The following is a 26,654-nucleotide window of genomic DNA, read 5'->3' on the forward strand; positions in this document are numbered from 1 at the left end:
TTGACTGACGTCCAGGTTACTGGCGATCGCGTTCGGACGAGGGGTGGCGATCCTCGGCGTGCCAGACTCGTAGCTGTGCGAAGAATTCTGGTGACGGGTGCACGTGGCCAACTAGGCAGCCAACTGCTGCGGTGCGCCGAGGACAAAGGCCTGCAGGCTGCGGGCGTCGGGTCGGCCGAACTCGACATCACCGACCGCGATGCGGTCGATCGGTGGGTGGAACCCGATGCGGTCGTCATCAACTGTGCCGCTTACACGGCCGTCGACGGCGCGGAGTCGGACGAGGCGGCCGCTCGCGCCGTCAACGAAATAGGCGCGCGCAACCTCGCAGCCGCCTGCTCGCGTGCCGGCGCGGGCCTGATCCAGGTCTCGACTGACTACGTTTTCGCCGGCGACCGAGCAGGCGACGCCGCCGTGCCCTACGAGGCCGATGACCCGACCGGTCCTCGGTCGGTCTACGGCCGAACCAAGTTGGCGGGGGAGCGAGCGGTCCACGCGGAGCTACCCAGTGCGCAGATCGTCCGGACGGCTTGGGTGTACACCGGCACGGCTGGGGGGTCTAGCGGCGCAGGAGCCGACTTCGTCGCGACCATGCTGCGACTGGAACGCGAGCGCGACACGGTCCGGGTCGTCGACGATCAGATGGGCGCGCCCACCTACTCGGTGGATCTGGCCGCCGGCCTGCTCGAGCTCGCCTGCACCGGCGGCCGGGGTGTGACCACCCTTCATGCGACCAACGCCGGCTCCGCGACACGGTTCGACCTGGCCCGCGCAGTGTTCGCCGAAGTCGGTGCCGATCCTGAGCGCGTTCAACCGTGTTCGAGCGCCGAGTTCGCCAAGCCGGCGCCACGACCTGCGTACTCGGTGCTCTCTCCCCGCTCCTGGGAGGCGGCCGGACTGACCCCGCTGCGTCCGTGGTGGGAAGCGCTGGCTGACGCGCTGGCACGGCTCGGGTGAAAACGGTACGGGCGTTCGGGCTAGGCTGGCCCGCGTGAGTTCGAAGCTGGCCGTGGTGACGGTGACCTACTCGCCAGGCGAGCATCTGGAGCATTTCCTGAGCACTCTGGCCGACGCCACCGTCGAGTATCCGCAGGTCATCCTTGCCGACAACGGGTCCACCGATGGCGCGCCCGAGGCGGCCGCCGCAGCTCATGATCATGTCCGGCTGCTGCGAACCGGCGGCAACATCGGATACGGCGGGGCGATCAACCGCGCCGTCGCCGAGATCGATCCCGACATCGAGTTCGTCATCGTCGTCAACCCCGACGTCCGCTGGTCGCCGGGCTCGATCGACGAGCTGCTGGCCGCGGCGGAGCGGTGGCCGCGAGCCGGTGCTCTCGGACCGATGGTTCGCGAACCGGACGGCAGTGTGTATCCCTCGGCACGCCAGGTGCCAGGCCTGGTCTCCGGAGCCGGGCACGCGGTCCTAGGCTCGGTGTGGCCGTCGAACCCGTGGACCCTGCGGTACCGCCAGGAGAACGACGCGATCAGCGAGCGTGCCGCGGGTTGGCTGTCGGGCTCGTGCTTGTTGCTGCGGCGGGTTGCGTTCGATTCGGTCGACGGCTTCGATTCGCGCTACTTCATGTACATGGAGGACGTCGACCTCGGTGACCGTCTCGGGAAGGCGGGCTGGCTCAATGTGTTCGTGCCGTCTGCTGAGGTGACCCACGCCAAGGGACATGCCGCGGGCCGCCATCCCGAGTTGATGCTGCCCGCCCATCATCAGAGCGCCTACCGTTTCCAGGCCGACCGCCACCCGCTGTGGTGGCAGGCGCCCCTACGGTGGGCGTTGCGGGGGGGACTAGCCCTGCGTTCAAAGCTCGCGGTCGCGGCAGCCGTTCGGCGGCGCGGCGTGGACGAGCGTCGGGAAATAGAGATTGAGGGGAAAGCATGACAACTGCACCGGCGACCGACGCCGTAGTTCTGGTGGGTGGCCGGGGCACCAGGCTGCGTCCACTCACGCTGTCCGCGCCCAAGCCGATGCTCCCGACCGCGGGGGTGCCGTTCCTGACGCACCTGCTCGCGCGCATCAAGCAGGCCGGCATCACCCACGTCGTGCTCGGTACCTCGTTCAAGGCCGAGGTCTTCGAGGAGTACTTCGGTGACGGCAGCGGAATGGGCCTCGAGATCGAGTACGTCACCGAGGTCGAACCGATGGGCACCGGCGGCGGTATCCGCAACGTGCTTCCGAACCTGCGGGCCGACAACATCATGGTCTTCAACGGGGATGTCCTCGGTGGCACCGATCTCGCGACGGTGCTCGACACCCACCACCGGAACAACGCCGACGTCACACTGCACCTCGTTCGCGTCGGCGATCCGCGGGCCTTCGGTTGCGTGCCCACCGACGAGGACGGCCGCGTGACGGCATTCCTGGAGAAGACTCAGGATCCGCCGACCGACCAGATCAACGCAGGTTGCTACGTCTTCCGCCGCGAGGTCATCGAGAAGATCCCTTCGGATCGTCCGGTCTCGGTCGAGCGCGAGGTCTTCCCCGCGTTGCTCGCAGACGGTGCGCGCGTGTTCGGTCACGTCGACAGCTCGTACTGGCGGGACATGGGTACGCCCGACGACTTCGTGCGTGGTTCGGCTGACCTCGTTCGTGGCATTGCGCCGTCGCCCGCGTTGGAGGGCCCGCGCGGCGAGTCTCTGGTCCATCCGGGTGCCGGTGTGGCGCCGGGAGCGCTGCTGATCGGCGGCACGGTCGTCGGTCGCGGCGCGGTTGTCGGTGCCGGTGCCCGACTCGACGGGGCCGTGCTGTTCGACGGCGCGCAGGTGGAGGCCGGTGCGGTGGTCGAGCGGTCGATCATCGGGTTCGGTTCCCGGATCGGTCCGCGGGCGCTGGTGCGGGACGCGGTGGTCGGTGACGGCGCTGACATCGGCGCGCGGTGCGAGCTGATCAGCGGTGCCCGCGTGTGGCCCGGCGTCTCGATCCCCGACGGCGGGGTGCGGTTCAGCACCGACGTGTGACCGCACCTGATTCCTTTAGTGTCGCTAATGAGAAACTGGGGGGCATGATGCCGCAGGAACCCGTCTTCCACAGATACGTCGCTCTCGGTGACTCGTTCACCGAGGGTGTCGGCGACCCCGACGCGACCCGGCCCAACGGGCTGCGCGGGTGGGCGGACCGAGTCGCCGAGGAGCTCGCCCAGCGCAGTGCCGACTTCGGCTATGCCAACCTCGCGATCCGCGGTCGGTTGATGGTCCCGATCATCGAGGAGCAGGTCGACGCGGCGGTCGCGCTGGAGCCGGATCTGGTGACGATCTATGCGGGCGGCAATGATTTCATGCGACCCACGATCGACATCGACGCGCTCGTGGAGCGGTACGACGAAGCCATCGGAAAATTGGCGGCCACCGGTGCGACCGTGCTGATGTGGACCGCCTACGACACCGGGTGGGCTGCGGTCTTCGGCAAGCTGCGGGGCCGCGCAGCGATCTACAACGAACTCGTCCGGGAAGTCGCCGAACGGCACGGCGCGAAGATCGTCGACTTCTGGCGTTTCGACGAATACCGCGACCTGCGGATGTGGGACTGGGACCGCCTGCACATGTCCACCGTCGGCCACCAGAACATGGCCATCCGAGTCCTCGAGACACTCGGCATCGAACACCACATCGCGGTGGATCCGCTCGGTCCGGACCTGCCGACGGATCGGGCGTCCCAGCTCCGCGCCGATCTGCTGTGGACCAAGGAGTTCGTCCTGCCCTGGATCGGACGGCGTATCCGTGGCACGTCGTCGGGCGACGACGTCGTGGCCAAGCGGCCCACGCTCGCACCCATCCGGTAGCTACCCGTCAAGCTGTTTGACCGCACGGCTGGTCGACATCGCAACCAGGCCGATGAGCCCAACCAGGGCGAATGCGTAGAACCCCCACGGGACGGCCACGCCGGCGTCGAGAAGTAGTCCGCCGAGCAGCGGTCCGCAGATCGCACCGATCCGGCCGATGCCGGCCGACCAGCCCAACGCGGTGGCACGGATGCTCGCTGGGTGGCTGGCGCTGGTGAAGGCGTACACGAGCACCTGGGCGCTGAAGACGAAGCAACCCGCGAGGAACACCAGGACGTAGATGCCGAACGACACCTTGATGCTGAGCAGCGCGAGAAAAAGGGCCGCACCGGCGAACCAGGCGATGCACGCGGTCCGCGGCCCGATCCGGTCCGCGACACCCCCGGCAATCAGCAGTCCCACGATGGCGCCGGTGTTGAGGACGAGTAGCAGGGTCAGGGCTGCGCCCAGGTCGTAGCCGGCCTCGCGCATGATCGTCGGCAGCCAGGTGTTGAGGCCGTAGACCAGCAGCAGACCCATGAACGACGTGACCCAGATGGAGATGCTGTTGCGCAGGAACCTGGGAGTGAAGAGCATGCGCGCCGGCTGCGATGGTGCTGGGACGGTGGCGACTGGCCGGGTCTCGAGGGTCAGGCCGCACTCGCCGGCGATGGCCTCGGCCTCCGCGTGACGGCCCCGGGAGAGCAGGTACGCCGGTGATTCCGGCAGGTAACGGATCATGAGGGGGACGAGCACGATGGCCGGAAGTGCACCGGCGACGAACATCGACTGCCACCCGAACGGATCGATGAGTACGAGGGCCAGTGCGGCGGTCGCGACGGCGCCGACGTGGTAGCCGGTCATCAGCAGCGTTGAGGCGGAACCTCCGCCCTGCTTCTTGGAGAACTCGTTGACCATCGCCAGCGCGGTGGGCAGGGCGCCACCGAGTCCGATGCCCGCCAGGAAGCGGAAGAGCCCGAAGAGGAACGGGTTGGGAGCCAGAGCGCAGAGCAAAGTAAGGAATGAGAACGCGGCGACGGCGAAGATCAGCACTCGGCGGCGGCCGATGATGTCGGTAAGCGTTCCGATGGTCAGCGCACCGATCGTCATGCCGACGAGGCTGAGCGTCGTGATGGTCGTGAGTGTTCCGATGCCGACGTTCCAGTTCCCGTCCAGGATGGAGGGGATCACCGTCCCGAGCACGACCAAGTCGAAACCGTCGAGGAGGATTGCAGCCCAACACAGGGGAGCCACCCAGAGAGCCGATGTAGTTCGGCGCATCACAGGGCGTTCGGTGGTGCTCATTCGATCTCCGAGAGAGTGCGTTCGTAATGCGAACCAGTGTTCAATTCTAGAACTTTGCTATTGTGTGGCGAGTCACAGACGAATGTCAAGGCTGTGGTGAGTCACAGGCGAATGCCGAGGCGCGGACTGTTCGGTCCGCCGGATGGCTATCGGGCTGGACACCGGTCCGACGGGACGCTCGTGGAGTGGCCGACGTGAACGAAACGGACCGGAGCATGCTCGGCCGGGTATTCCGGTTGCTGGAGTGCTTCTCCGTCACCCGCGTCCGGATGACACAGTCGGAGCTGAGTCGTCGCACGGATCTCCCGCTGCCGACGGTCCACCGGTTGTGCACGCAGTTGGTGGCCAATGGGGCACTCGAACGCGCAGCCGATGGGCGGTACCAGATCGGAGTCCGGCTCTGGGAGCTCGGCGCCCTCGCTCCGCGCGCACACGGGCTCCGGCAGATCGCCATGCCCTATCTGGAGGACCTCTACGAGGCGACCCACGAGAACGTGCAGTTGATCGTGCGGGACGGACTCGAGGCGCTCTACATCGAAAGGCTCTCCGGCCGCGCCGCGGTGACCGTGGTCGGACGGGCCGGTGGTCGGCTCCCACTGCACGCGTCCAGTGGCGGTCTCGTGTTGCTCGCGCACGGTGGTGGCGAACTTCTCGACGCGGTCCTCGAGGCCGGCCTCGAACGGTTCACCCCGAACACCATCACCTCCGAACACCGACTGCGTCAGGTATTGGACGAGATACGGCGTCGCGGTTTCGTGGTGTGCCGCGAGCATCTCAACCTGGGCACCCTCGCTGTCGCCGCCCCGGTGCTGCGTCCGTCGGGCGAGGCGGTCGCGGCGATCTCAGTCGTCGTCGGTGCCGACGTCGATCCCGCGCCGCTGATTCCGGCACTGCGGGCCGCGGGGCGCGGTATCTCGCGAGGCCTGACAACGGAGGAATCTTCCACTGAGTGAAAGTGACGGTTCTGCAGTCGGCACCCGGGCGGGACAGTGTTGTAGATCACGTTCTACCGAGGAGCTACCTGTGACCAACTCTCGAAGGACCAACTCGCGAACCCGGGTCGGCATCGTCGGGGCCGGCCCCGCGGGACTGATGCTGTCCCACCTGCTGCACTTGCGGGGCATCGAATCCGTTGTCCTCGAGGCCCGCACGCGGGCGGAGGTGGAGGGCACCATCCGCGCAGGTGTCCTCGAACAGAACACGGTCGACCTGATGGTCGAGACCGGGCTCGGTGACCGTGTGAAAGCCGAGGGGCTCGAGCATCATGGCATCGAGCTGCGGTTCGGAGGCCGTGGACACCGCATCGCGTTCGACGAGCTCACAGACGGTCGCGCCGTCACGGTCTACCCGCAGCACGAGGTCCTCGTGGACCTGATCGCAAAACGGCTCTCGGACGGCGGTGACATCCGCTTCGGCGTCTCCGAGGTCAAGGTCCACGATCACGCGACCGACAAGCCGTACATCACCTACACCGATGCGGACGGCAACCGGCACGCACTCGCGTGTGCGATGGTCGCGGGCTGCGACGGTTCCCGGACCGAGACGCGCAACCTGATCCCCGAGGCCACGATTCGCCAGGACTATTTCCGCCAGTACCCGTTCGCATGGTTGGGCATACTCGCGGAAGCACCACCGTCGTCGGAGGAGCTGATCTACGCGAACCACCCGCGTGGCTTCGCGCTCATCAGTACTCGTACGCCGGAGGTGCAGCGGCAGTACCTCCAGGTCGACCCGGAGGATTCGATCGACAATTGGTCCGACGACCGGATTTGGTCCGAACTGCACGCTCGCGTCGACGGTGAAGGAGCGCAGATCAAGGACGGCAGGATCTTCGAGAAGTCGATCCTGCAGTTCCGCAGCTTCGTGTGCGAGCCGATGCAGCACGGCAACCTCTTTCTCGCCGGCGACGCCGCGCATACCGTTCCGCCCACCGGCGCGAAGGGCCTCAATTTGGCCGTCGCCGACGTCTACGCGCTCTCGAACGGCATTGCGGAGTTCTTCGAAACCGGCGACCGTGGTCGGCTCGACGCGTACACCGAGACGGTGCTACCGCGGATCTGGCGTACCCAGCACTTCTCGTGGTGGATGTCGTCGATGCTGCACCGTCTGCCCGACGCTTCCGCCTTCGACCACCGGCGCCAGGTCGCTGAGCTCGACATGGTCACCCGCTCGGTCGCGGGGCGCACGCTGATCGCCGAGAACTACGTGGGCACTCCGCTGGACTGAGCCGGCCGACGCCGACGCATTGCGATCACGCTGGGGCATTGCGGTCACGCCGGGCTCACACCCTCGCACGCACCGAGCGGATCCGGGTCAGGCGACACGCTCGAACACCGCGGCCAGCCCCTGGCCGCCGCCGATGCACATCGTTTCGAGGCCGTAGCGAGCCCCTCGGCGGTCGAGCTCGCGCAGCAACGTCGTGAGGATGCGGGCGCCGGTCGCGCCCACGGGATGACCGAGGGATATTCCCGAGCCGTTCGGGTTCAGGCGCCCGTCGTCGGGTTCGAGGCCCCACGTGCGAGTCACCGCGAGGGCTTGCGCGGCGAATGCCTCGTTTAGCTCAATCACGTCCATGCCGGCCAGCGTGAGACCGATTCGGCCGAGGGCCTTTTCGGTCGACGGCACCGGCCCCACGCCCATCGTCCGCGGAGCGACACCGGCCACCGCCCAGCTCGCTAGCCGGGCGAGTGGGCGCAGGCCGTGCATCTGGGCCCGTTCCGGGGTGGTGACGATCGCGGCGGCGGCGCCGTCGTTCTGGCCGCTGGCATTGCCGGCGGTGACCGTCGCGTCGGGGTCGATCTTGCCTCTGATCGGACGGAGCTTGGCGAGGGACTCGAGGCTGGTGTCGGCGCGCGGATGCTCGTCTGTGTCGACGACGAGCGGATCGCCCTTGCGCTGTGGCACGGTCACCGGAACGATCTCCTCGGCGAACACCCCGTTGCGCTGTGCGGCGACCGCGCGCTGGTGGGACTGGACCGCGAGGGCGTCCTGATCCTCACGGCTGATGGAGAAATCCGCGCGTAGGTTCTCGGCGGTCTCGATCATGCCTCCGGGGACGGGGTAGTTGCGGCCACCGGCAGTGACGCGGGCGCGGGCCAACCGGTCGTTGAGCTCGAGCGATTCGCCACGCACGCCGTACCGCATCCCAGTGGCGTAGAACTCGGCCTGGCTCATGGACTCGACGCCACCGGCGATCACGAGGTCACCGCCTCCGGACTGGACCGTCATCACCGCCTGAATGATCGCCTGCAGGCCCGATCCGCAGCGACGGTCGACCTGCAGGCCCGGGACGTCCACACCCAGCCCAGCGTTGAGTGCCGCGACTCGGCCGATGGCGGGAGCCTCGCCGTTCGGGGAGGCCTGGCCGAGGATCACGTCGTCGACGTCGGACCCGGATATCCCTGTGCGCGAGACAAGTTCGGTGATGACGGTGGCGGCAAGGTCCTCGGGCGGGATATCGCGGAAGACGCCGCCGAAACGGCCCACGGGGGTGCGGAGCGGTTCGCAGATGACTGCGTCAGGCATGTCTTTATTCCTTGTTACGGGAGCGCTTTCGTCTGGGTGCGGGCCACGTCTGCCGAGATCTCCGCCGCAGTTGCGACCACAGCGGGTACCAACGTCTCGTCCACAGCCTCGCTGGTGTACCGCGCCGCCTGCATCGAGATATTGACGGCCGCGACGACCGCGCCTGACTTGTCCCTGATGGGCGCTGCGAGGGAGCGCAGTCCCTCCTCGAGTTCCTGGTCGACGACGCAGAAACCCTGGGCCCGGACCTTGTCGAGTTCGGCGCGCAGCGCGGCGGGCGTGGCAATCGTGTGCCCGGTGAGCGGGGACAGTTCCACTTGGTGGAGGTATGTGTCCAGGTCGGCGGGACTCAACCCGGCCAGCAGGACGCGGCCCATCGACGTCGCGAAAGCGGGGAAGCGGGTTCCGATAGTGATGGACACCGTCATGATTCGACTGACTGGCACACGCGCGACGTACACGATGTCGCCGTCATCGAGGACCGACACCGACGTCGACTGGTGTACCCGTGCCGAGAGGGCCTCGAGGTGCGGGTGGGCGATCTCGGGCAGGGACAGGCTCGACAGGTAGCTGTACCCGAGTTCGAGCACCCGTGGGGTCAGCCAGAACGTCGAGCCGTCGGTGCGGACGTAGCCGAGTTCGACGAGGGTGAGCAGGAACCGGCGGGCAGTCGCACGCGTGAGATCGGTCGCGCGGGCGACGTCGCTGAGCGTGCGACGAGGGTTCTCGGCGTCGAACGCCCGGATGACGGACAGTCCGCGTGCGAGCGACTGTACGTAGTCGGTGGATCCTCCGCTCGTGGTCGTGGGAGTGTCGGTCCCGCTCGCACTCGTCGTGCCCATGCTGGTCGCGCTCATGCTGGTCGGGCTGGTACTTGTCACTGTCGGCTACTCCCATCGGTGGCGTCCGCCAGGTCGGCGAGCGCTTGCTTGCCGAGCGCGAATGCTCGGTTGCTGTTCGGCACACCCGCGTACACCGCGGCGTGCAGGAATACTTCCACGAGCATCTGTGGATCCACCCCGGCGCGCAGCGCAGCCCGGATGTGCATGTCGAGCTCGTGCTCGTTGCCGACGGCAGTGAGGATCGCGAGGGTCAACAATCGGCGGGTGTGGTGGTCCAGGCCTTCTCGGGCCCAGACATCACCCCACGCGGTGCGGGTGATGAAGTCCTGGAAGGGCTCGGTGAACGGCGTCGTCGATTCGATCGCACGGTCGACGTGCGCATCGCCGAGTACCGACCGGCGAACCGACATGCCGACATCGTGGGCCGCGCGGCGGGCGGCATCGAGGGGGACGCTCGCGCGTCGCTCGATGTGGCGCTCGATCAGGCGGGTGACGGCGCCGGCTTGCTCGACGTTGGCGAGGTGTGCTCCGGGGGACAGGACGTGGAGCTCGGCACCTGCGATGCCGTCGGCGATCGCCTCGTGCACCGACGGTGGGGTCCGGGTGTCCTGCTCCGCCGCGATTACCAGCGTGGGGGCGACGATGCGGGCGAGGTCGCCGCGACCGTCCCACTCCGCCAGTGCATCGCAGCATGCTGCGTAGCCTTCGTCGGGTGTGCCGCGGACCATTTCGAGGTGGCGCGCGATGAGGTCCGGATCACGTTGCGCCAGCTCAGGGGTGAACCAGTGTTCGACGACCGACTCGGCGATCGACGCGATGCCATTCGTACGGACCGTGGCGGCGCGGTCGATCCACTTCTGGGGTGGCGCGAACTGCGCCGCCGTGCATATCAAGGTCAGAGTCCGCACGCGCTGCGGGTGGTGCGCGGCCAGCCATTGGCCGATCGCGCCGCCGAGCGAGAGCCCCACGACGTGAACGGAGTGCAGGCCGAGCCGGTCGAGTAGTGCGAGTACGTCGCCGCTCAGGTCGGTCATCGTGTACGGGCCTGCGGGGGCGGGAGAACCGCCGTGGCCGCGGTGGTCCACCGCGATCACGTGGGCGTGTGCGGAGAGGGCATGGATCTGCGGATCCCACATGTGGAGGTTCGAGCCCAGCGAACCGAGCAGCAGTACGGGAGGCATGGCTGGGTCGCCGCGTTGTTCGTGGTGCAGGTTCACTGTCATCGGTGTCCTCCTGTGGGCCGTGCTGCGAGGGCACGGTCGACGAGATCGACCGCGTGACCGAGGTAGTGCGAGGGGTCGAGTAGGTCGCGCAGGGTGCTGGGCGGGAGGTGCTGAGTGATCGCGGGTGCCTGATCCAGTGGGACGCTGGAAGCAGCTGCGGCGGTGACGATGTCACGCGCCGATTCGGTGTACTCGGACAGCGCGGCAGTGACCCTCTCGGCGAGGATCAGACCGCCGGTGAGAGCGAGGTTGCGCGACATCGCGTCGGCATCGACCTGCAGGCCGCCGACGCTCTCCGAGAGGCGGTGCGCCGCACCGCCCGAGAGCAGAAGTAACTCGGTGACGGTTTCCCATTCGGCGTGCCAGGCGCCGGCTGCCCGGGCGGACTCGTGGTCCATCGAGGACAGGGCCGTCGATACCAGCCCGGGGACTCGACGCGCCGCGGCACGCGCCGTGATGGCCGCCACGGGATTCTGCTTGTGCGGCATCGCCGACGAGTCACCTGGTGTGTCCTCGGCGACCTCGCCGAACTCGGTCGAGGCCAGCAGGGTGATGTCGGTGGCAGGCTTCGACACCGCCCCGGCGGCGACGCCCAGCGCGGCCGCCAGTGTCGCCGTCGGGATACGGACGGTATGCCACGGGACTACCTGTCGAGCGAGCCCCAGCTCGTCGGCGAGCGCATCGGCAATGGCGAGCCCGTGCGGGTGCACGGCTGCGAGAGTGCCTGCGGCGCCGCCGAACTGCACCGGCAGCGCAGCCACGGTCCGCTCGAGTGACACGGCGGCGGCGTCGAGTCCAGTGAACCACGACGCCGCCAACGCGCCGAAGGTCGTCGGGAGCGCTTGCTGGCCGAGGGTGCGCGCGATCATCGGAGTCTCGCGATGGTCGCGGGCGAGGTCGGCGGCGGCGTCGGCGGCGGCGCGGAGGTCGTCGATCACGATGCGACCGGCGCTGCGCGCCATAAGCATCAGGGCGGTATCCATCACGTCCTGGCTGGTCGCACCGACATGCACGGTTTCCGCCGGGACGCCCTCGGACGCGCACTCGGAGCGCAGGGTTCGGACGAGGGGGATCACGGGGTTGCCTCCGGCGGACGAGCGGCGGCCGAGGTCAGCGATGTCGACTCCACCGGGCTCGGCGAGGCGTGACGTCACTGCGGTCACCGCCATCGCGTGCTCGGGAGAAACCAGGCCGACGGTCGAGGCGGCGCGGGTCAGCGCGGCCTCCACCGAGAGCAGCGCGCTCACCCACGCGCTGTCCGACAGTGTTGCGGCGAGTTCGTCTGCGCCGAACACGGGGTCGAACAGGTCACCGCGGGTGTGTGTCACGGGGGATCTCCTGATGCAGCCTGGCCTGTGGGGTCTAGTTGGGCGGATCGGGCTCGGGACGTTCACAGCATGAACCGTGTTCGCAATATGGACGGAAGAACGCTATACGAACAACCTAATGCGTTCCGGGCTCGTGATCAATCGAATGCGGCTAGCAGGTGCGCGATACGAACGGACGTGCACATTACGCACGATGGTCGTATGCTGGCAACATGCTGGACAAAGTCAAGGTCACCGCTGACGAGGCAGTCGCCGACATCCCGGACGGTGCGACCATTGCAGTCGGTGGATTCGGAGTGGTCGGCGTGCCGGGGATCCTCATCCAGGCAGTTCTGGACCAGGGTGCAACGGACCTCGAGACGGTGAGCAACAACTGCGGCATCGACGGTTTCGGCCTCGGCTTGCTGCTCGAGAAGGGCCGCATCCGCCGCACCATCAGTTCGTACGTCGGCGACAACAAGGAGTTCGCGCGGCAGTACTTGGCAGGTGAACTCGAGGTGGAGTTGACTCCCCAGGGCACGCTCGCCGAGCGGATGCGGGCCGGCGGCGCCGGCATACCGGCCTTCTTCACCCCCGCCGGAGTCGGCACGCAGGTTGCGGAGGGCGGCCTGCCGCGTCGCTACGACGGTAGCGGCGCCGTCGCCATCGCGAGCCCGCCCAAGGAGACCCGCGAGTTCGACGGCACCACATATGTCATGGAGCGCGGCATCGTCGCCGACTTCGCGCTCGTGCACGCTTGGAAGGGCGACCGCCACGGCAACCTCGTATACCGGCGCAGCGCCCGAAACTTCAACCCGCCCGCCGCCGCATCAGGGCGCATCACCATCGCGCAGGTCGAGCACCTGGTCGAGCCCGGGGAACTGGACCCGGACCAGATCCACACCCCGGGCATTCATGTACAGCGCGTGGTGCATGTAGGCAAAGTCCCTGTCGAAATCGAAAAGCGAACGGTACGAGAATGACTCGAGTTACGGCACACAAGTTGACTCGCGATCAGATCGCCGCCCGCGTGGCGCAGGAACTGTCCTACGGTCAGTACGTCAACCTCGGCATCGGCATGCCCACACTCGTGGCCAATCACATCCCCGAGGACGTCACGGTCGTACTCCATTCGGAGAACGGCGTGCTCGGCGTCGGCCCGTACCCTACCGAGGACGAACTCGACCCCGAACTCATCAACGCCGGCAAAGAGACCATCACTGTTCTGCCCGGCGCATCATACTTCGACTCGGCGCAGTCGTTCGGGATGATCCGTGGCGGCCACGTGGACCTTGCGGTGCTCGGCGCGATGCAGGTCAGTGCTCAGGGTGACCTCGCCAACTGGATGATCCCCGGCCAGATGGTCAAGGGCATGGGCGGCGCCATGGATCTCGTCCACGGCGCCAAGCGCGTCATCGTGATGATGGAACACGTATCGAAGAGGGGCGAACCCAAGATCCTCGAGCGATGCACCCTTCCGGTGACCGGTCAGGCTTGCGTGCAGCGGATCATCACCGACATGGCGGTCCTCGACGTCACTGACGAGGGCTTGAGCCTGGTCGAGACCACACCCGGTGTGAGCGTCGAAGAGGTCGTGGTTGCGACCGCGGCGAAGCTGCTGGTCTGACCGCCCGCACCGCCGAACCGGCCGACGCACTCAGCGAGCCGCGGCCAACCGGACCAGGTGGGTGATCGTGTCCGCTTCCGCCCCATCGGGCAGATCGTCGACGGGGAACCAGCGCAGGTCTCGGGACTCGTCGCTGATGGTGATCGGTGCTCCCTCCGGCGCCGTCACCAGGAACCGCAGGTCCAGGTGCCTGGTCGGGACGCCGAGCGAACACGTGATCGGGTGTGTGTGCGCCGACAAGAGCGCCGCCTCGATCCGCAGATCCTCGATGCCCGATTCCTCCCGCGCCTCTCGAAGGGCCGCCTCGACGACCGTGTCGTCGCCTTCCTCGCAGTGCCCACCGAGTTGTATCCAGCGTCCCACGCGCGGGTGCAGCGTCAGCAGGACGTGACAGCCGCCCTCGTCGAGGACGAGCGACGAGGCCGTGATGTGCCCCGGAGAGTGCGAGCGCAGGCAGCCGTCCGGCGCGGAGTCCAGGAACGCGAGCATCGTGTGACGCAACGACTCCGCGTCCTCGGAATCGGTGCACCAGTTCACCAGGGCCTCACGCGCGGACGCATGCAGCGATCGTGCCGACATCTACGCAGTCACCTACAGCTCCAGCAGGGCGTCGCCCGGCGTCACCGGGGGACGGGGCGACAGCGGCTCGACGGGATGGCCGACGGCGACCGCGCCGAGGGGCTGCCAGTCGGCCGGCAGTCCGAGTTCGGCCCGGACGGTCTCGGCCGCGAATATCGTCGACCCGATCCAGCAGCTGCCGACGCCACGGGTCGCGAGCGACACCAGCAGGCCCTGCACCGCCGCACCGACCGCAACGGTGAACATCGTCGCCTCGGCACGCGTTCGTCGCTCGTCCGGATAGTCGTGAGCGCCGTCAGGCACGCAGAACGGGATCACCACCTCCGGGGCGCGGAAGAGGATGTCGCCGCGCGACACTCGACGCTCGATCCGGTCCTCGCTCAGGCCGTCGGCCGCGAGGTCCTCGCGCCAGCGCTGCTGCATCGCCTCGAGCAGACGCTTGCGGACCGAGGCGCTGCGCAGCCACACGAACCGCACCGGGCGGGTGTGGTGCGGGGCGGGAGCGGTCAGTGCCTCTGCGATCGAGTCCCGCAGCGCCTCCGGGGCGACAGGCTCGTCCGAGAACTCGCGGACCGAGCGGCGCAGCAACAGCGCCTCACGACGGCCCAGCTCGAACGCCTCCGCGGTACCGAGCCAGAACAGGTCCTCGGGTCCCCGGCGGATCAACTTCTCAGCGGCAGAGCCGTCGTCGTCGAGTCCGAGTCCGCGTACGACCGCGACCGGCACGCCACCGAGCTTGCCTTTGACGAGATCGCCCGCGGCTGCAATCTCGTCAGCCACCGCGACTTCGGTCACGAGCAATTCATTTCCCTGGCTGTCGACGGTTCCCGTGTACGCGTGCAGGACCGGGACACCCGCCGCACCGATCGCCGCATCGATCTGGCCGACCCGCCACGCGCGCCCCATCGTGTCCGTCACCACCACCGCGACGTCGATGCCGAGTCGAGACTTGATGTCGTCGCGAAGCTTTCGGGCGCTGCCATCGGGATCCTCCGGTAGCAGTGCGAGCTCGGCGCCGTCGACGTTCGATCCGTCGATCCCCGATGCCGCTTGCACGATGCCCAGCCTGTTCTCGGTGATCAGTGTGCGTCCCTTGCGGGCAACAACACGGACGGCCTCCTGGTCGACGAGGCGTCGCCGGGCGGCGTCCCGCTCCTCGGGGTCGGAGGGGGAGGCAACGATCCGCCCCTCGACTTTCGAGAACACCTTGCTCGTGACTACGAGCACGTCGCCGTCTTCGAGCCACGGCGCCGCCTCGACGATCGCCGCCGCCAGATCGTGGCCTGGCCGGAATTCGGGAAGGTCTGTGACGGGGAGGATCTCGATCGACCGGCCGGCCCCATGGTCGTGAACGTTCACAGGTTCACTGCTGTGGTTTCGGGCGTTCACAGGTTCACTGCTGTGGTTTCGGTCGTTCACAGGTTCACTGCTGTGGTTTCGGGCGTTCACAGGTTCACTGCTGTGGTTTCGGTCGTTCACAGGTTCACTGCTGTGGTTTCGGTCGTTCACAGGTTCACTCCGGCGACGTCGAGGGCGGCACGGACCATCTCGGTCGTCGTCTCGGGATCGGTCATCAGCAGTGGCACGCTGCGGACCTCGACGCCGGGGACGTCGGCCTCGTCGGTGGAATGGATCAGCCAGCCGTCCAGAATTCCGGTGTCCGAGCGTGCACCGTAGTGGCGGCCGATCGCCTCGGCGGAGGTCTCGACACCGATCACCTCGAGGCACTCGTCTGCCATGCCGCGCAACGGTTTTCCGCCGATGATGGGGGACAGGCCCACGATCTTGGCCTTGGTGGTGCGCAGCGCCCCGCGGATCCCTGGGACGGCCAGTATCGCGCCGATGCTGACGACAGGGTTCGACGGGGCGAGCAGGACGATGTCCGCGGACTCGATCGCTTCGAGGACCCCAGGTGCCGGTTTTGCCTGTTCCGCGCCGACATGCGCGAAGCTGTGAGTCGGGACTTGCGCACGGTAGCGAACCCACCACTCCTGGAAGTGGATCGCACGTTGCTGCTCTCCGGTGGGGTCCTCGGGATCGGTGACGACGACGTGTGTCTCGCAGCGGTCGTCACTGACCGGGAGCAGTGCGACGCCTGGCTCCCAGCGGTTGCAAAGCGCCTCGGTCACGGCCGACAGCGGGTACCCGGCGCGCAGCATCTGGCTGCGAATCAAGTGCGTGGCGATGTCACGATCGCCGAGGCCGAACCAGTCGGGTTTGGCCCCGTAGGCCGCGAGTTCCTCTTTCGCATTCCAGGTCTCGCCGGCATGGCCCCAGCCGCGAGCTGGGTCGACCCCTCCGCCGAGGGTGTACATGCAGGTGTCGAGGTCTGGGCAGATGCGCAGGCCGTGCATCCAGACGTCGTCGCCGACGTTGACGACGGCGGTGATCCGGTGGTCGGTCTCGGTGGGCGAACCCGGGTTCTTCGATGCGTCACCTTCGGTCGCGCTGCCGAGCAGACTTCGAACCCCTTGGAGGAAACGAGCCCCTCCGACGCCGCCAACCAATACAGTCACGTTCACAACCAGAAGCCTATCGGTGGTGTGCGCGCCACTCGGCGCCGTCTCATCGGCCGGGTTGTACCACGCGTGCGTGGGGCCGGGATCATAAACGAACTTTTCCGATTCCGCTTGACCCGACACGCCACGGCATGTCTAATCACATGTACGTCATTCCAAGTTCGAGGGGCGAGCTGCACTTGGAACGGCCCTCGGCTCGAACATCGTTCGGGCATTTGTCCGGACGGTTGTCGGGGTGGGACGGCAGTACAGGATTCGAGAGCGATCCAATTGTGCGCTGTGGACAGGTGAGGAGGCGGAGCGATGCAATACCAGCAATACGAGTTCGACACTCCCCTGAGCGTGATCGGCGGTATACCGCGGACCGATTCCGAAGCGGACGCTGCAGCGAGCGTCGGCTCGGACGGTCTCGAGTTGAAAGAAACTGCTCCCCGGCTGAGCCTGATCCCCGGCTTCGCCGCCATGTTCGACGACGAAGAGGAGCAGTGGCAAGACCGCGCACTGTGCGCACAGACCGACCCCGAGGCTTTCTTCCCGGAGAAGGGTGGGTCCACTCGCGAGGCCAAGCGCATCTGCATGGGCTGCGAGGTTCGGGACGAATGCCTCGAGTACGCGCTGGCAAACGACGAGCGATTCGGAATCTGGGGTGGGCTCTCGGAGCGTGAGCGCCGGCGCCTGAAGCGCGGAATCGTCTGACGGCCGGAATTCGGTCGTCGGTCCTCAGTCGTCGGCCCCGGGTACTTCGGGGTCGACGACTTCCGGACCGACACCGAGGTACGTAGCGACTTGCTCGACGAGTACGTCGTGAACGAGATCTTCGAGGTCCTGAGGATCCTTGGCACGCAACTCGATCGGTCGCCGGAACAGCACGATCCGCGCGCGCGTCGCGGTCCCGTGCCGATCGATGCCGGCCGGGATCAGTCGCGACAACGGGACCGGCCCGTCTGCCACCACCTCCGGTGGCCAATTCACCGAGTCCGGGTCGATGGCCCGGATCCGCGGCACGTCGTCCACCGCGATGTCGAGCTTGGTGAGCCGTTCGTGCCACCGCGCGTCGATCGGTTCGAACGCGCCCAGCACCGTGCGATCGAATTTCTCCGCACGGGTCCGCGCGGCCGGCAGGTCCTGTGGGAACAGTGGCCCGCGGATCCCACGACCTCGCCGCGCGGCCGAACGTGATGTCAGCGGGCGTGAACGACGCGCTCTTGCCATGCAGGCGAGATTACAGCGGCGTACCCGAGCCGCCGCCATCTCTGGCTGGCGTCTATCCCGGGTCGTTGTTGCCGCGGCGAGGTGACGACGGCTCGGGCTCCGTCCCTCGGTGTGTCCCGGTAGGTCAACCCGGCGCCGGGGGCTAGTCTCTTCACTTGTGAGATCACTGCGTCGTTGCTGTCGGCCCGGGTGCAAGAACCCCGCTGTCGCGACCCTGACGTACGTATATTCCGATTCCACCGCCGTCGTCGGGCCGCTGGCCACGGTCGCGGAGCCTCACTCCTGGGACCTGTGCGAAACCCACGCTTCGCGGATCACCGCACCCAGGGGGTGGGAGTTGGTGCGGTACGAGGGCGGATTCTCCTCGAGCACACCGGACGAGGACGATCTCACCGCGCTTGCCGAGGCCGTCCGCGAAGCGGGTCTGCGTGAGCGCCCAGGTACCGAGTCCGGGTCGACCGAGCCGCGGCCGGGTGCCGCGTCACCATCGACGACCCCCACTGCACGCACCGGTCGTCGCGGCCATCTCCGGGTCCTACCCGACCCCGCCAATTGAGCACCTCACCTCCCGGACGGTGTCCTACCGGGCGCACGTCACCGGACCGCTTCGCTTCGTAGCGCACTTCCCGCGCCGGCCCCGATCGCTGAAAAGCCGACATAACGCCCGGGGAGGCGTAATCGGGGCGCCCACCATTAGGCTCGGTGCGACGATTCGACTCGCTCGTCTCATCGAACCGAGCGGACCGGTGCGACCGCGTCGCATCTGTGAACCGTCGCACCAACGAACAGCAGGAGATAAGCAGCAGTGACTCGATCCGCCGAATCCGTGAATGCCGTGATCAAGGCCTACGATGTGCGCGGCGTCGTGGGTGAGCAGATCGATCCGGACTTCGTGCGCGATGTGGGGGCGTCGTTCGCACGCCTGATGCGTGACGAGCAGGCCTCCGGCGAGCGCGTGACTCGGATTGCGATCGGCCACGACATGCGTGAATCGTCTCCCGCGCTCTCGCGCGCGTTCGCCGACGGCGTCGTGGCCCAGGGCCTCGACGTCGTGCACATCGGTCTGGCATCGACCGACCAGTTGTATTTCGCGTCGGGGATCTTGGACTGCCCGGGTGCGATGTTCACTGCCAGCCACAATCCCGCCGAGTACAACGGCATCAAACTGTGCCGTGCGGGTGCCAAGCCCGTCGGTCAGGACACGGGCCTGAACCTGATCGCACGAGAGGTTGCGGAGGGTGTGCCCGCCTACGCCGGTCCCGTGGGGACCATCGCCGAGGACGACTTGCTCGAGCAGTACGCCGCCTTCGTTCGTGGGCTGGTGGACCTGGCCGGACTGCGCCCGCTGAAGGTTGCGGTCGACGCCGGCAACGGGATGGGCGGGCACACAGTACCGGCGGTGTTCGGTCCCCTGCCAGTGACGGTCTTGCCGCTGTACTTCGACCTCGACGGTTCGTTCCCGAACCACGAAGCCAATCCTCTCGATCCGGCGAATCTGGTGGATCTGCAGACTTTCGTGCGCAAGACCGGTGCGGACATCGGACTTGCATTCGATGGCGACGCGGACCGCTGCTTCGTCGTAGACGAGAAGGGTAATCCGGTCTCGCCGTCGGCGGTGACCGCTCTTGTCGCAGAGCGTGAGCTCGCGAAGGAGCCGGGCGGCACCATCATCCACAACCTGATCACGTCTCGGTTCGTTCCTGAACTGGTCGAAAAGTTCGGTGGAACGGCTGTTCGTACCCGGGTCGGGCACTCGTTCATCAAGCAGCAGATGGCCGAGACCGGTGCCGTCTTCGGTGGCGAGCATTCGGCGCACTACTACTTCCGCAACTTCTGGGGCGCCGACTCCGGCATGCTGGCGGCGTTGCACGTGCTGGCAGCGCTCGGAGAGCAGGGGCGGACCTTGTCGGAACTGATGCAGTCCTACGAGGGCTACGCGGCGTCCGGTGAGATCAACTCGACGGTGGCCGACGCCGCCGAGCGCACGGCCGCTGTGCTCGACCTGTTCGCGGACCGCGCGGTCGCCGTTGATCGGCTCGACGGCGTCACCGTCGATCTCGCGGACGGGTCATGGTTCAACCTGCGCGCATCCAACACGGAGCCGTTGCTGCGATTGAACGTCGAAGCCCGGACCCCAGAGGCGGTTGATGCACTTGTCGCCGAGATCCTGGGAACAGTGCGCGCCTAGTCCGCGCGTTGCTGGGATACTCGAGTCACCTGAACTCGTCGAGGTACAGGGAGAGAAGAAAGGGAGGTGTGTCGGTGATGACAGCTCCGTCGTCTCTGCTAGATCTCGATGACGTTGATGCTCTGCTCGCCGCGGACGTCGATGGTTCACTTCGATTCGCGGCACTCGGGGGTGCGCAGATCCGCGCTACCCAGGCCACGGTGGAGGAAGACGGACTCGCGCGGCTGCATGGTCTGCAACCACGCAGCGTGGTTCTGGTCACCGGCGACGGATGCGCGTCACGTGCGGCCGAATTGTTGACGGCCGCCGTCGGTAGCCGGATCGGCATTCCCTTGGTCGAGAGTGTCGGAACCCCCAAGTGGGTCGGGCCCCTCGATGTGGTCGTGGTCGCCGGTGACGATGCAGGCGATCCGAGGCTCGTCGAATCCGTGGACCACGCGTTGGGACGTGGCGCCGAGGTCGTAATCGCCGCTCCGGAAGAGGGGCCGCTGCGCGCGGCGGGCGCGGGCCGTGCGACCACATTGCCACCCCGGGTCGCGGTACCCGATCATCACGGGCTGCTGCGGTACGTCGCGGTCTTTCTCGCCGTCCTGATCGCGATCGAGTCCGAACGGGTGGCCGCGGTGTGCCCCGACCTGGGCCGCCTCGCGGACGCGGTCGACGACGAGGCGCTGCGCGACCACCCCCGCAACGAGGTCTTCCACAATCCGGCCAAGTCGCTCGCAGCGCGTATCCGACGGCGTCGGGTCGTTCTCAGCGGCGACACTCGCGCCACCACTCACCTCGCTCGACACGGTGCCGAGGTGCTATTGCGTACCGGCGGCGCTGTCGCCGCTGCGGCAGACCTGTCGGAGGTTCTCGCCGCCGGGCCCCTGTTCGACGCGACGGGTTCGATGCCGGCCGGCGAAGACTCGCTCTTCCACGACGAGCAGATCGATGGTCCGATGCCCGGAATGCCTCTGCGTGTATTCGTCTTCGCCTCGGAGGCGAACCGACCGGCGATCGAACGCCGAGTCGCTGCTTTGCGCGATGCCGACGTCGTCGTCGCGGCGTCGGATCAGGCCGGTCCGCTGGGTCCGCCGGGATCTCCCACGGAGACAACAGCTGTCGCACGAGCGGAGATAGAACAGATTGCAGTTCTCGTCAGCCGGCTCGAGATGAGTGCGGCATACCTACATTTGATCGGCGGTAGCTAGTGCGCCAACTCGAAGGTGCGCTCAGGTCCTATGCATGGGGGTCACGAACCGCGCTCGCGGAGCTGTGCGGCCGCCCGAGCCCCAGCGCCCACCCGGAAGCCGAACTGTGGCTCGGCGCCCACCCCGCGGACCCGGCACGGGTGATCGACAACGGCGCCTCGCGGTCTCTGCAGGAGGTCATCGACGATGCCCCCATCCGGGAACTCGGCGACCGGTGCGTGGCTGCGTTCGGCGCGCGATTGCCTTTCCTGCTCAAGGTGCTCGCGGCAGAGGAGCCTCTCTCGCTGCAGGCACATCCGAGCGCCGAACAGGCTCGGGAGGGCTTTGCACGTGAGGAGGCCGCCGGTATTCCGGTCGACTCGGCGGAGCGTAACTATCGCGATGCGAGTCACAAGCCCGAGCTGGTGGTTGCGCTCACTCGATTCGAGGCACTTGCTGGTTTCCGGGATCCGCATAGGTCGGTGCGGTTGCTCGGTGCCCTGAACGTCCCGGAACTCGAGCCGTACCTAGGTCTGCTCGCCGGCCAACCCGATTCGGGCGGTCTCCGTGCACTGTTCACCACATGGATCACGTTGCCTCCGCAGCCGCTTGCCGCGCTGGTCCCGCCCGTCCTCGACGGCTGTGTCGCCTACCTGTCGAAATCCGAGACCGGTGACCTCGAATTCGCCCAGGCGGCTCGGACCGCGCTCGAACTCAGCGAGTGGTACCCGGGCGATGCCGGAATCCTCGCGTCACTGCTCCTGAACCGGGTGACGCTCGAACCAGGACAGGGTCTGTTCCTCGATGCAGGCAACCTGCACGCGTACCTCCGCGGCACGGCGGTGGAGATCATGGCGAACTCGGACAATGTCTTGCGTGGCGGGCTGACCCCCAAGCACGTCGATGTCCCGGAGTTGCTGCGGGTCCTCGACTTCGATTCGGTCGACGTCCCGGTCCTGACTCCCGTCTCGACCGAGATCGTCAGGGAGGTCCGATACCAGACTCCGACACCGGAGTTCCGGCTCTCCCGCATCGATCTCGACGCCGCGGGAACCGAGACCGGCGCAACGACCTTGCGGCCGGACGGACCACAGATCCTGCTGTGCACGTCGGGTGCGGCCAAGGTCGGGTGCGGTTCGCAGTCGTTGATGTTCGAGCGTGGGACTGCAGCCTGGATCTCGGCCTCGGACAACGAGGTTCACATCCAGGCCTGTGCCGAACACGCCCAGTTGTTCCTGGCCGGTGTGGGAGCTCTCGACGCCCGAGGGCCGTTCCCTGCCCGATCGATGCGTAGCGTGTGAGCCGCCCGGCTTCGACGAGAGGTAGAGTCCGGTGTCGGCTGGCGGGGGCAGGAAGGCGATCTTCGCGGCGCTGACGGCGAACGCAGGAATCGCGGCCGCCAAGTTCGCGGGCTTCATCATCACCGGTTCGTCGTCGATGTTGGCAGAGTCGGTCCACTCGGTGGCCGACACGTCCGATCAGGGATTGCTGCTGGTCGGCCAGAACCGGGCTGAGCAGCGGCCGACAAGCTCCATCAGTTCGGCTACGGGCGCAACCGCTACTTCTACGCCGTTGTCGTCGCACTGGTGCTGTTCACGCTCGGTTCGCTGTTCGCGATCTACGAGGGTGTCCACAAGATTCAACACCCAGAGGATCTGTCCTCACCGATCGTGGCCGTCGTCATTCTCCTGGTCGCGATAGCGCTCGAGACCTACAGCTTCGCGACCGCAGTTCGGGAATCGCGTCCACTCGAGGGCAACGCCAGTCGGTGGCACTTCATCCGGACGTCGCGCACGCCCGAGCTGCCGGTCGTCTTGCTCGAGGACGCCGGTGCGCTCGTCGGCCTGGTCCTGGCGTTGGGCGGCGTCGGCGACGGCGATCGTCGAGGCCGAGGCACGGGTCCGGGACTTGGTCCCCGCGGCCAAGTTGATCTACATCGAACCCGACCTGTTCCCGCTGACCGTCGGCTAGCACCGACTGCCGATGCGAGCGGCTGGCGCCGCCGTGTCGATGTAGGCGGCTGGCGCCGCCGTGCCGATGTGATCAGGTGGCGCCGACCGTGCCGGTGTGATTGCCTTTCGATCGGCCGTTGGCGAAACTGTCCCGGGTCCCATCTGCGGGCTTAGGCTGTTGTCGGATCCGACCCCGAGGAGGCTGCGATGGTGTTACCCGACCCGAAACCGGCGAGCAGCCGCTCGGGGTTGTTCCGAACCAAGTCGGTCGAGCAGTCGATCATCGAAACCGACGAACCCGAGACGAAGCTCCGCAAAGACCTCACAGCGTGGGACCTGACGGTCTTCGGTGTGGCGGTCGTGATCGGAGCCGGTATCTTCACACTCACTGCACGGACCGCGGGCAACGTCGCCGGTCCGTCGGTGTCGCTGGCCTTCGTGTTCGCGGCGGCCGCCTGCGCGTTGGCGGCCCTGTGCTACGCGGAGTTCGCTTCCACTGTCCCGGTTGCCGGAAGCGCGTACACCTTCTCCTATGCGACGTTCGGCGAGTTCATCGCCTGGATCATCGGCTGGGATCTGATTCTCGAGTTCGCGCTCGCATCGTCGGTTGTTGCGAAGGGGTGGTCGCTGTATCTCGGTGAGGTGCTGGGTAGTTCGAGTCCGGTGGTCAACATCGGGCCGATCGAGGTGGACTGGGGTGCCGTCCTGATCATCTCGGCCATCACGGTCATCCTGGCAACCGGAACCAAGTTGTCGTCGCGGGTGTCGGCGGTGATCACCGCGATCAAGGTTGCGGTGGTCCTGTTCGTCGTGGTGCTCGGTGCCTTCTTCATCAAGACCGCCAACTACTCGCCCTACATTCCCCCGGCAGAGACCGGCACGACAGGGGAGGGCTTCGAGCAGTCGCTGTTCTCATTCATCACCGGAGCGGGCGGGAGCACCTTCGGCTGGTACGGACTGCTCGCCGCGGCCAGCCTCGTGTTCTTCGCCTTCATCGGTTTCGACGTCGTCGCCACGACCGCGGAGGAGACCAAGGACCCGCAGAGGGCGCTGCCCCGCGGCATTCTCGGTTCACTGGCGATCGTGACCGTGCTGTACGTGGCGGTCACCCTCGTGCTGACCGGGATGGTGAACTACACCGAACTGGCCGGCGACGACTCGACCCTCGCGACGGCGTTCGCTCTCAACGGAATGGACTGGGCGAAGAACATCATCTCCGTAGGTGCCCTCGCCGGCCTTACCACCGTCGTCATGGTGCTCATGCTGGGTCAGACCCGTGTGCTGTTCGCGATGTCGCGCGACGGGCTGATGCCGCGGGGCCTCGCGCCCACCGGCAAGCACGGAACACCGGTGCGGATCACCATGCTGGTCGGTGCCGTCGTCGCTGTCCTCGCGGCGGTCTTCCCCATCGGAACACTCGAGGAGATGGTCAACATCGGCACGCTGTTCGCGTTCGTGCTGGTGTCGATCGGCGTCATCGTGCTGCGTCGTACGCGGCCCGACCTCCCGCGTGGATTCCGGGTGCCCCTCGTGCCGTTACTGCCGATCCTCTCCGTCCTGGCCTGCGTGTGGCTGATGATCAATCTCTCCGTCGAGACGTGGTTCCGCTTCTTGCTGTGGATGGCGATCGGCGTCGCCATCTACTTCCTGTACAGCCGCAGGCATTCGCTACTCGGCGCGCGCGAGCGTGCGGCGGCCCGCGGCGACGGCTGAGTTCGGCGGCCGGGGCTGGTGAGGTACTGCTGGTCTCCGGCCTCGACCGAACCCGATAGCCTGGTCTCATCCATATGGCTATCAGGAGAAGCAGCATGACGACCTCAGTTCCATCGGGCTCGGTGGCACAGCACCGCAACGGTATCGACTTCAAGGTGGCGGACTTGTCGCTCGCGGAGTTCGGGCGCAAGGAAATCCGCCTCGCCGAGCACGAGATGCCCGGTCTGATGGAGTTGCGTCGCGAGTACGCGGACGTTCGGCCGCTCGAGGGTGCTCGCATCTCCGGTTCTCTCCACATGACCGTCCAGACGGCAGTCTTGATCGAGACCCTCGTCGCGCTCGGCGCGCAGGTCCGCTGGGCCTCGTGCAACATCTTCTCGACGCAGGACCACGCGGCAGCGGCCGTCGTCGTCGGGCCCCACGGCACGCCGGAGGAGCCGAAGGGTGTCCCCGTCTTCGCGTGGAAGGGCGAGACTCTCGAGGAGTACTGGTGGGCTGCCGAGCAGATGCTCACGTGGCCTGCCGGTGCCGACGGAACACCACAACTCGCGAACATGATCCTCGACGACGGTGGTGACGCCACGATGTTGGTGCTCCGCGGTAGGCAGTACGAGAAGTCCGGCGTGGTCCCGCCCACCGACGACGAGCACGACTCGGACGAGTACAAGGTGTTTCTCGGTCTGCTCCGTAAGTCGCTCGAGGCGGACGCAGGCAAGTGGACCGCGATCGCCGAGTCCGTGAGGGGGGTCACCGAGGAGACCACGACCGGCGTCCTGCGGCTGTACCAGTTCGCGGCCGCCGGTGAGCTCGCCTTCCCGGCGATCAATGTCAACGACTCGGTCACCAAGAGCAAGTTCGACAACAAGTACGGCACCCGCCACTCGCTGCTCGACGGCATCAACCGCGGTACGGACGTGCTGATCGGTGGCAAGGCGGTGCTTCTGTGCGGCTACGGCGACGTCGGCAAGGGTTGTGCCGAGGCACTGCGCGGTCAGGGCGCTCGCGTCACCGTCACCGAGATCGACCCCATCAACGCGCTGCAGGCCATGATGGACGGCTTCGATGTCAAGACGGTCGAGGAGTTCATCGGCCAGGCCGACATCGTCGTGACCGCGACCGGTAACAAGGACATCATCTCCTTCGACCACATGAAGCAGATGAAGCATCAGGCGATCCTGGGCAACATCGGCCACTTCGACGACGAGATCGAGATGGCGGCGCTCGAACGCTCGCCCGAGGTCACACGGATCAACATCAAGCCACAGGTCGACGAGTTCCGCTTCGCCGACGGCCGCTCGATCATCGTGCTGTCGGAGGGGCGCCTACTGAACTTGGGCAACGCGACCGGGCACCCATCGTTCGTCATGTCGAATTCGTTCGCGAACCAGACGATTGCGCAGATCGAGTTGTTCACCAAGAGCGACGAATACGACAACGAGGTCTACCGTCTCCCCAAGCTCCTCGACGAGAAGGTTGCCCGCATCCACGTCCAGGCACTGGGCGGCTCCCTCACGAAACTGACCAAGGACCAGGCCGAGTACATCGGCGTCGACGTCGAAGGGCCGTACAAGCCCGATCACTACCGGTACTGATTTCTAGCCGGAACTGATTTCCAGCGGTCAGCTCACACCGACCGCCGCGACGCGCGGCCGGGAATGGCTTCCTGCCATCCCCGGCCGCGGTCGTAGCGGGGCCGTGGTCAGCACCGATAGGCTCG

General features: G+C 67.0%; 25 protein-coding genes and 1 pseudogene. 17 read left to right on the plus strand and 9 right to left on the minus strand.

Annotated elements, in window-relative coordinates:
- The first annotated feature begins 75 nt into the window (after positions 1 to 75).
- The 4 genes from rfbD to EF834_RS05710 are packed head-to-tail and all read left to right on the plus strand — an operon-like array spanning position 76 to position 3,791.
- Positions 76 to 957 (plus strand): dTDP-4-dehydrorhamnose reductase, encoded by an 882-nt coding sequence (gene rfbD, locus EF834_RS05695; RefSeq protein WP_127946262.1) that lies wholly within the window; start codon positions 76 to 78, stop codon positions 955 to 957.
- A 34-nt stretch (positions 958 to 991) separates the two neighbouring features.
- Positions 992 to 1,894 carry a glycosyltransferase family 2 protein gene (locus tag EF834_RS05700; protein ID WP_127946263.1) on the plus strand — a complete coding sequence of 301 codons (903 nt, stop codon included), beginning with the start codon at positions 992 to 994 and terminating at the stop codon, positions 1,892 to 1,894.
- A complete protein-coding gene (gene manB, locus EF834_RS05705; RefSeq protein WP_127946264.1) occupies positions 1,891 to 2,970 on the plus strand; it encodes a mannose-1-phosphate guanylyltransferase in 1,080 nt (359 codons plus the stop codon). The genes EF834_RS05700 and manB overlap by 4 nt, the downstream gene beginning before the upstream one ends.
- A 44-nt stretch (positions 2,971 to 3,014) precedes the next feature.
- On the plus strand, positions 3,015 to 3,791 hold the full coding sequence (locus EF834_RS05710; protein WP_127946265.1) for an SGNH/GDSL hydrolase family protein: 777 nt from the start codon (positions 3,015 to 3,017) through the stop codon (positions 3,789 to 3,791).
- On the opposite strand, the gene EF834_RS05715 is transcribed toward EF834_RS05710, so the two are convergent.
- A complete protein-coding gene (locus EF834_RS05715) occupies positions 3,792 to 5,075 on the minus strand; it encodes an MFS transporter (protein WP_127946266.1) in 1,284 nt (427 codons plus the stop codon).
- A 194-nt stretch (positions 5,076 to 5,269) separates the two neighbouring features.
- On the opposite strand from EF834_RS05715, the gene EF834_RS05720 reads away from it, so the two are divergent.
- Together EF834_RS05720 and EF834_RS05725 are read left to right on the plus strand one after the other, a co-directional pair.
- Entirely contained in the window at positions 5,270 to 6,028 is a 759-nt protein-coding gene (locus tag EF834_RS05720) for an IclR family transcriptional regulator (RefSeq protein ID WP_127946267.1), read from the plus strand.
- Between the two features lie 70 nt (positions 6,029 to 6,098).
- Positions 6,099 to 7,301 carry a 4-hydroxybenzoate 3-monooxygenase gene (locus tag EF834_RS05725; protein ID WP_268960932.1) on the plus strand — a complete coding sequence of 401 codons (1,203 nt, stop codon included), beginning with the start codon at positions 6,099 to 6,101 and terminating at the stop codon, positions 7,299 to 7,301.
- 87 nt (positions 7,302 to 7,388) lie between these two features.
- On the opposite strand, the gene EF834_RS05730 is transcribed toward EF834_RS05725, so the two are convergent.
- The 4 genes from EF834_RS05730 to pcaB are packed head-to-tail and all read right to left on the minus strand — an operon-like array spanning position 7,389 to position 11,993.
- Entirely contained in the window at positions 7,389 to 8,600 is a 1,212-nt protein-coding gene (locus EF834_RS05730; protein WP_127946268.1) for an acetyl-CoA C-acetyltransferase, read from the minus strand.
- A gap of 14 nt (positions 8,601 to 8,614) precedes the next feature.
- Complete coding sequence (locus EF834_RS05735) at positions 8,615 to 9,442, minus strand: IclR family transcriptional regulator (protein ID WP_127946701.1); 828 nt, start codon at positions 9,440 to 9,442, stop codon at positions 8,615 to 8,617.
- Between the two features lie 35 nt (positions 9,443 to 9,477).
- The gene (gene pcaDC / locus EF834_RS05740; RefSeq protein ID WP_127946269.1) at positions 9,478 to 10,665 is read right to left on the minus strand and encodes a bifunctional 3-oxoadipate enol-lactonase/4-carboxymuconolactone decarboxylase PcaDC; all 1,188 of its coding nucleotides are present in this window, start codon (positions 10,663 to 10,665) and stop codon (positions 9,478 to 9,480) included.
- A complete protein-coding gene (gene pcaB / locus EF834_RS05745; protein WP_127946270.1) occupies positions 10,662 to 11,993 on the minus strand; it encodes a 3-carboxy-cis,cis-muconate cycloisomerase in 1,332 nt (443 codons plus the stop codon). Before pcaB ends, pcaDC begins: the two co-directional genes overlap by 4 nt.
- Positions 11,994 to 12,205: 212 nt before the next feature.
- On the opposite strand from pcaB, the gene EF834_RS05750 reads away from it, so the two are divergent.
- Both EF834_RS05750 and EF834_RS05755 read left to right on the plus strand, forming a co-directional pair.
- A complete protein-coding gene (locus tag EF834_RS05750; RefSeq protein ID WP_206615185.1) occupies positions 12,206 to 12,955 on the plus strand; it encodes a CoA transferase subunit A in 750 nt (249 codons plus the stop codon).
- Complete coding sequence (locus tag EF834_RS05755) at positions 12,952 to 13,599, plus strand: CoA transferase subunit B (protein ID WP_127946271.1); 648 nt, start codon at positions 12,952 to 12,954, stop codon at positions 13,597 to 13,599. Before EF834_RS05750 ends, EF834_RS05755 begins: the two co-directional genes overlap by 4 nt.
- A 30-nt stretch (positions 13,600 to 13,629) precedes the next feature.
- On the opposite strand, the gene EF834_RS05760 is transcribed toward EF834_RS05755, so the two are convergent.
- The 3 genes from EF834_RS05760 to cofD all read right to left on the minus strand — a co-directional run bounded on the left by EF834_RS05760 (position 13,630) and on the right by cofD (position 16,700).
- Positions 13,630 to 14,178, minus strand: coding sequence for an NUDIX hydrolase (locus EF834_RS05760; protein ID WP_127946272.1), 549 nt, complete (start codon positions 14,176 to 14,178; stop codon positions 13,630 to 13,632).
- Between the two features lie 12 nt (positions 14,179 to 14,190).
- Positions 14,191 to 15,537 (minus strand): coenzyme F420-0:L-glutamate ligase, encoded by a 1,347-nt coding sequence (locus EF834_RS05765; protein WP_235871015.1) that lies wholly within the window; start codon positions 15,535 to 15,537, stop codon positions 14,191 to 14,193.
- A gap of 146 nt (positions 15,538 to 15,683) precedes the next feature.
- Positions 15,684 to 16,700, minus strand: a complete 1,017-nt coding sequence (gene cofD / locus EF834_RS05770; protein WP_127946274.1) for a 2-phospho-L-lactate transferase — start codon at positions 16,698 to 16,700, stop codon at positions 15,684 to 15,686.
- A 459-nt stretch (positions 16,701 to 17,159) separates the two neighbouring features.
- On the opposite strand from cofD, the gene EF834_RS18290 reads away from it, so the two are divergent.
- Positions 17,160 to 17,393 (plus strand): WhiB family transcriptional regulator, encoded by a 234-nt coding sequence (locus tag EF834_RS18290; protein WP_206615211.1) that lies wholly within the window; start codon positions 17,160 to 17,162, stop codon positions 17,391 to 17,393.
- Between the two features lie 24 nt (positions 17,394 to 17,417).
- On the opposite strand, the gene EF834_RS05780 is transcribed toward EF834_RS18290, so the two are convergent.
- The gene (locus EF834_RS05780) at positions 17,418 to 17,909 is read right to left on the minus strand and encodes a metallopeptidase family protein (RefSeq protein WP_127946276.1); all 492 of its coding nucleotides are present in this window, start codon (positions 17,907 to 17,909) and stop codon (positions 17,418 to 17,420) included.
- A 157-nt stretch (positions 17,910 to 18,066) separates the two neighbouring features.
- Between EF834_RS05780 and EF834_RS05785 the strand changes: the two genes are divergently transcribed.
- The 8 genes and pseudogenes from EF834_RS05785 (at position 18,067) to ahcY (ending at position 26,529) form a co-directional block, all read left to right on the plus strand.
- On the plus strand, positions 18,067 to 18,465 hold the full coding sequence (locus EF834_RS05785) for a DUF3499 domain-containing protein (RefSeq protein WP_127946277.1): 399 nt from the start codon (positions 18,067 to 18,069) through the stop codon (positions 18,463 to 18,465).
- 249 nt (positions 18,466 to 18,714) lie between these two features.
- A complete protein-coding gene (locus tag EF834_RS05790; protein WP_127946278.1) occupies positions 18,715 to 20,097 on the plus strand; it encodes a phosphomannomutase/phosphoglucomutase in 1,383 nt (460 codons plus the stop codon).
- 77 nt (positions 20,098 to 20,174) lie between these two features.
- Complete coding sequence (locus EF834_RS05795; protein ID WP_127946279.1) at positions 20,175 to 21,293, plus strand: tobH protein; 1,119 nt, start codon at positions 20,175 to 20,177, stop codon at positions 21,291 to 21,293.
- Entirely contained in the window at positions 21,293 to 22,573 is a 1,281-nt protein-coding gene (gene manA, locus EF834_RS05800) for a mannose-6-phosphate isomerase, class I (protein WP_127946280.1), read from the plus strand. The genes EF834_RS05795 and manA overlap by 1 nt, the downstream gene beginning before the upstream one ends.
- Before the next feature lie 31 nt (positions 22,574 to 22,604).
- Positions 22,605 to 23,143 (plus strand): annotated as a pseudogene (locus EF834_RS05805) (cation diffusion facilitator family transporter); the annotation flags it as partial.
- Positions 23,103 to 23,243 carry a hypothetical protein gene (locus tag EF834_RS18460; protein WP_235871069.1) on the plus strand — a complete coding sequence of 47 codons (141 nt, stop codon included), beginning with the start codon at positions 23,103 to 23,105 and terminating at the stop codon, positions 23,241 to 23,243. The pseudogene EF834_RS05805 and the gene EF834_RS18460, both read left to right, overlap by 41 nt.
- A gap of 188 nt (positions 23,244 to 23,431) precedes the next feature.
- Complete coding sequence (locus EF834_RS05810; RefSeq protein ID WP_127946281.1) at positions 23,432 to 24,937, plus strand: amino acid permease; 1,506 nt, start codon at positions 23,432 to 23,434, stop codon at positions 24,935 to 24,937.
- Positions 24,938 to 25,032: 95 nt separating this feature from the next.
- Entirely contained in the window at positions 25,033 to 26,529 is a 1,497-nt protein-coding gene (gene ahcY, locus EF834_RS05815; RefSeq protein WP_127946282.1) for an adenosylhomocysteinase, read from the plus strand.
- Positions 26,530 to 26,654: the final 125 nt, after the last annotated feature.

The sequence above is a fragment of the Rhodococcus spongiicola genome (assembly GCF_004011835.1).
Taxonomy (GTDB): Bacteria; Actinomycetota; Actinomycetes; order Mycobacteriales; family Mycobacteriaceae; genus Prescottella; species Prescottella spongiicola.

Bases quoted from the DNA above. Each gene is read 5' to 3' on its own strand.
- manB (WP_127946264.1), top strand. From the start codon at position 1,891: ATGACAACTGCACCGGCGACCGACGCCGTAGTTCTGGTGGGTGGCCGG.
- EF834_RS05710 (WP_127946265.1), top strand. From the start codon at position 3,015: ATGATGCCGCAGGAACCCGTCTTCCACAGATACGTCGCTCTCGGTGAC.
- EF834_RS05715 (WP_127946266.1), bottom strand. From the start codon at position 5,075: ATGAGCACCACCGAACGCCCTGTGATGCGCCGAACTACATCGGCTCTC.
- EF834_RS05730 (WP_127946268.1), bottom strand. From the start codon at position 8,600: ATGCCTGACGCAGTCATCTGCGAACCGCTCCGCACCCCCGTGGGCCGT.
- EF834_RS05735 (WP_127946701.1), bottom strand. From the start codon at position 9,442: ATGGGCACGACGAGTGCGAGCGGGACCGACACTCCCACGACCACGAGC.
- pcaDC (WP_127946269.1), bottom strand. From the start codon at position 10,665: ATGACAGTGAACCTGCACCACGAACAACGCGGCGACCCAGCCATGCCT.
- EF834_RS05750 (WP_206615185.1), top strand. From the start codon at position 12,206: ATGCTGGACAAAGTCAAGGTCACCGCTGACGAGGCAGTCGCCGACATC.
- EF834_RS05755 (WP_127946271.1), top strand. From the start codon at position 12,952: ATGACTCGAGTTACGGCACACAAGTTGACTCGCGATCAGATCGCCGCC.
- EF834_RS05760 (WP_127946272.1), bottom strand. From the start codon at position 14,178: ATGTCGGCACGATCGCTGCATGCGTCCGCGCGTGAGGCCCTGGTGAAC.
- EF834_RS18290 (WP_206615211.1), top strand. From the start codon at position 17,160: ATGTTCGACGACGAAGAGGAGCAGTGGCAAGACCGCGCACTGTGCGCA.
- EF834_RS05780 (WP_127946276.1), bottom strand. From the start codon at position 17,909: ATGGCAAGAGCGCGTCGTTCACGCCCGCTGACATCACGTTCGGCCGCG.
- EF834_RS05795 (WP_127946279.1), top strand. From the start codon at position 20,175: ATGACAGCTCCGTCGTCTCTGCTAGATCTCGATGACGTTGATGCTCTG.
- EF834_RS05810 (WP_127946281.1), top strand. From the start codon at position 23,432: ATGGTGTTACCCGACCCGAAACCGGCGAGCAGCCGCTCGGGGTTGTTC.
- ahcY (WP_127946282.1), top strand. From the start codon at position 25,033: ATGACGACCTCAGTTCCATCGGGCTCGGTGGCACAGCACCGCAACGGT.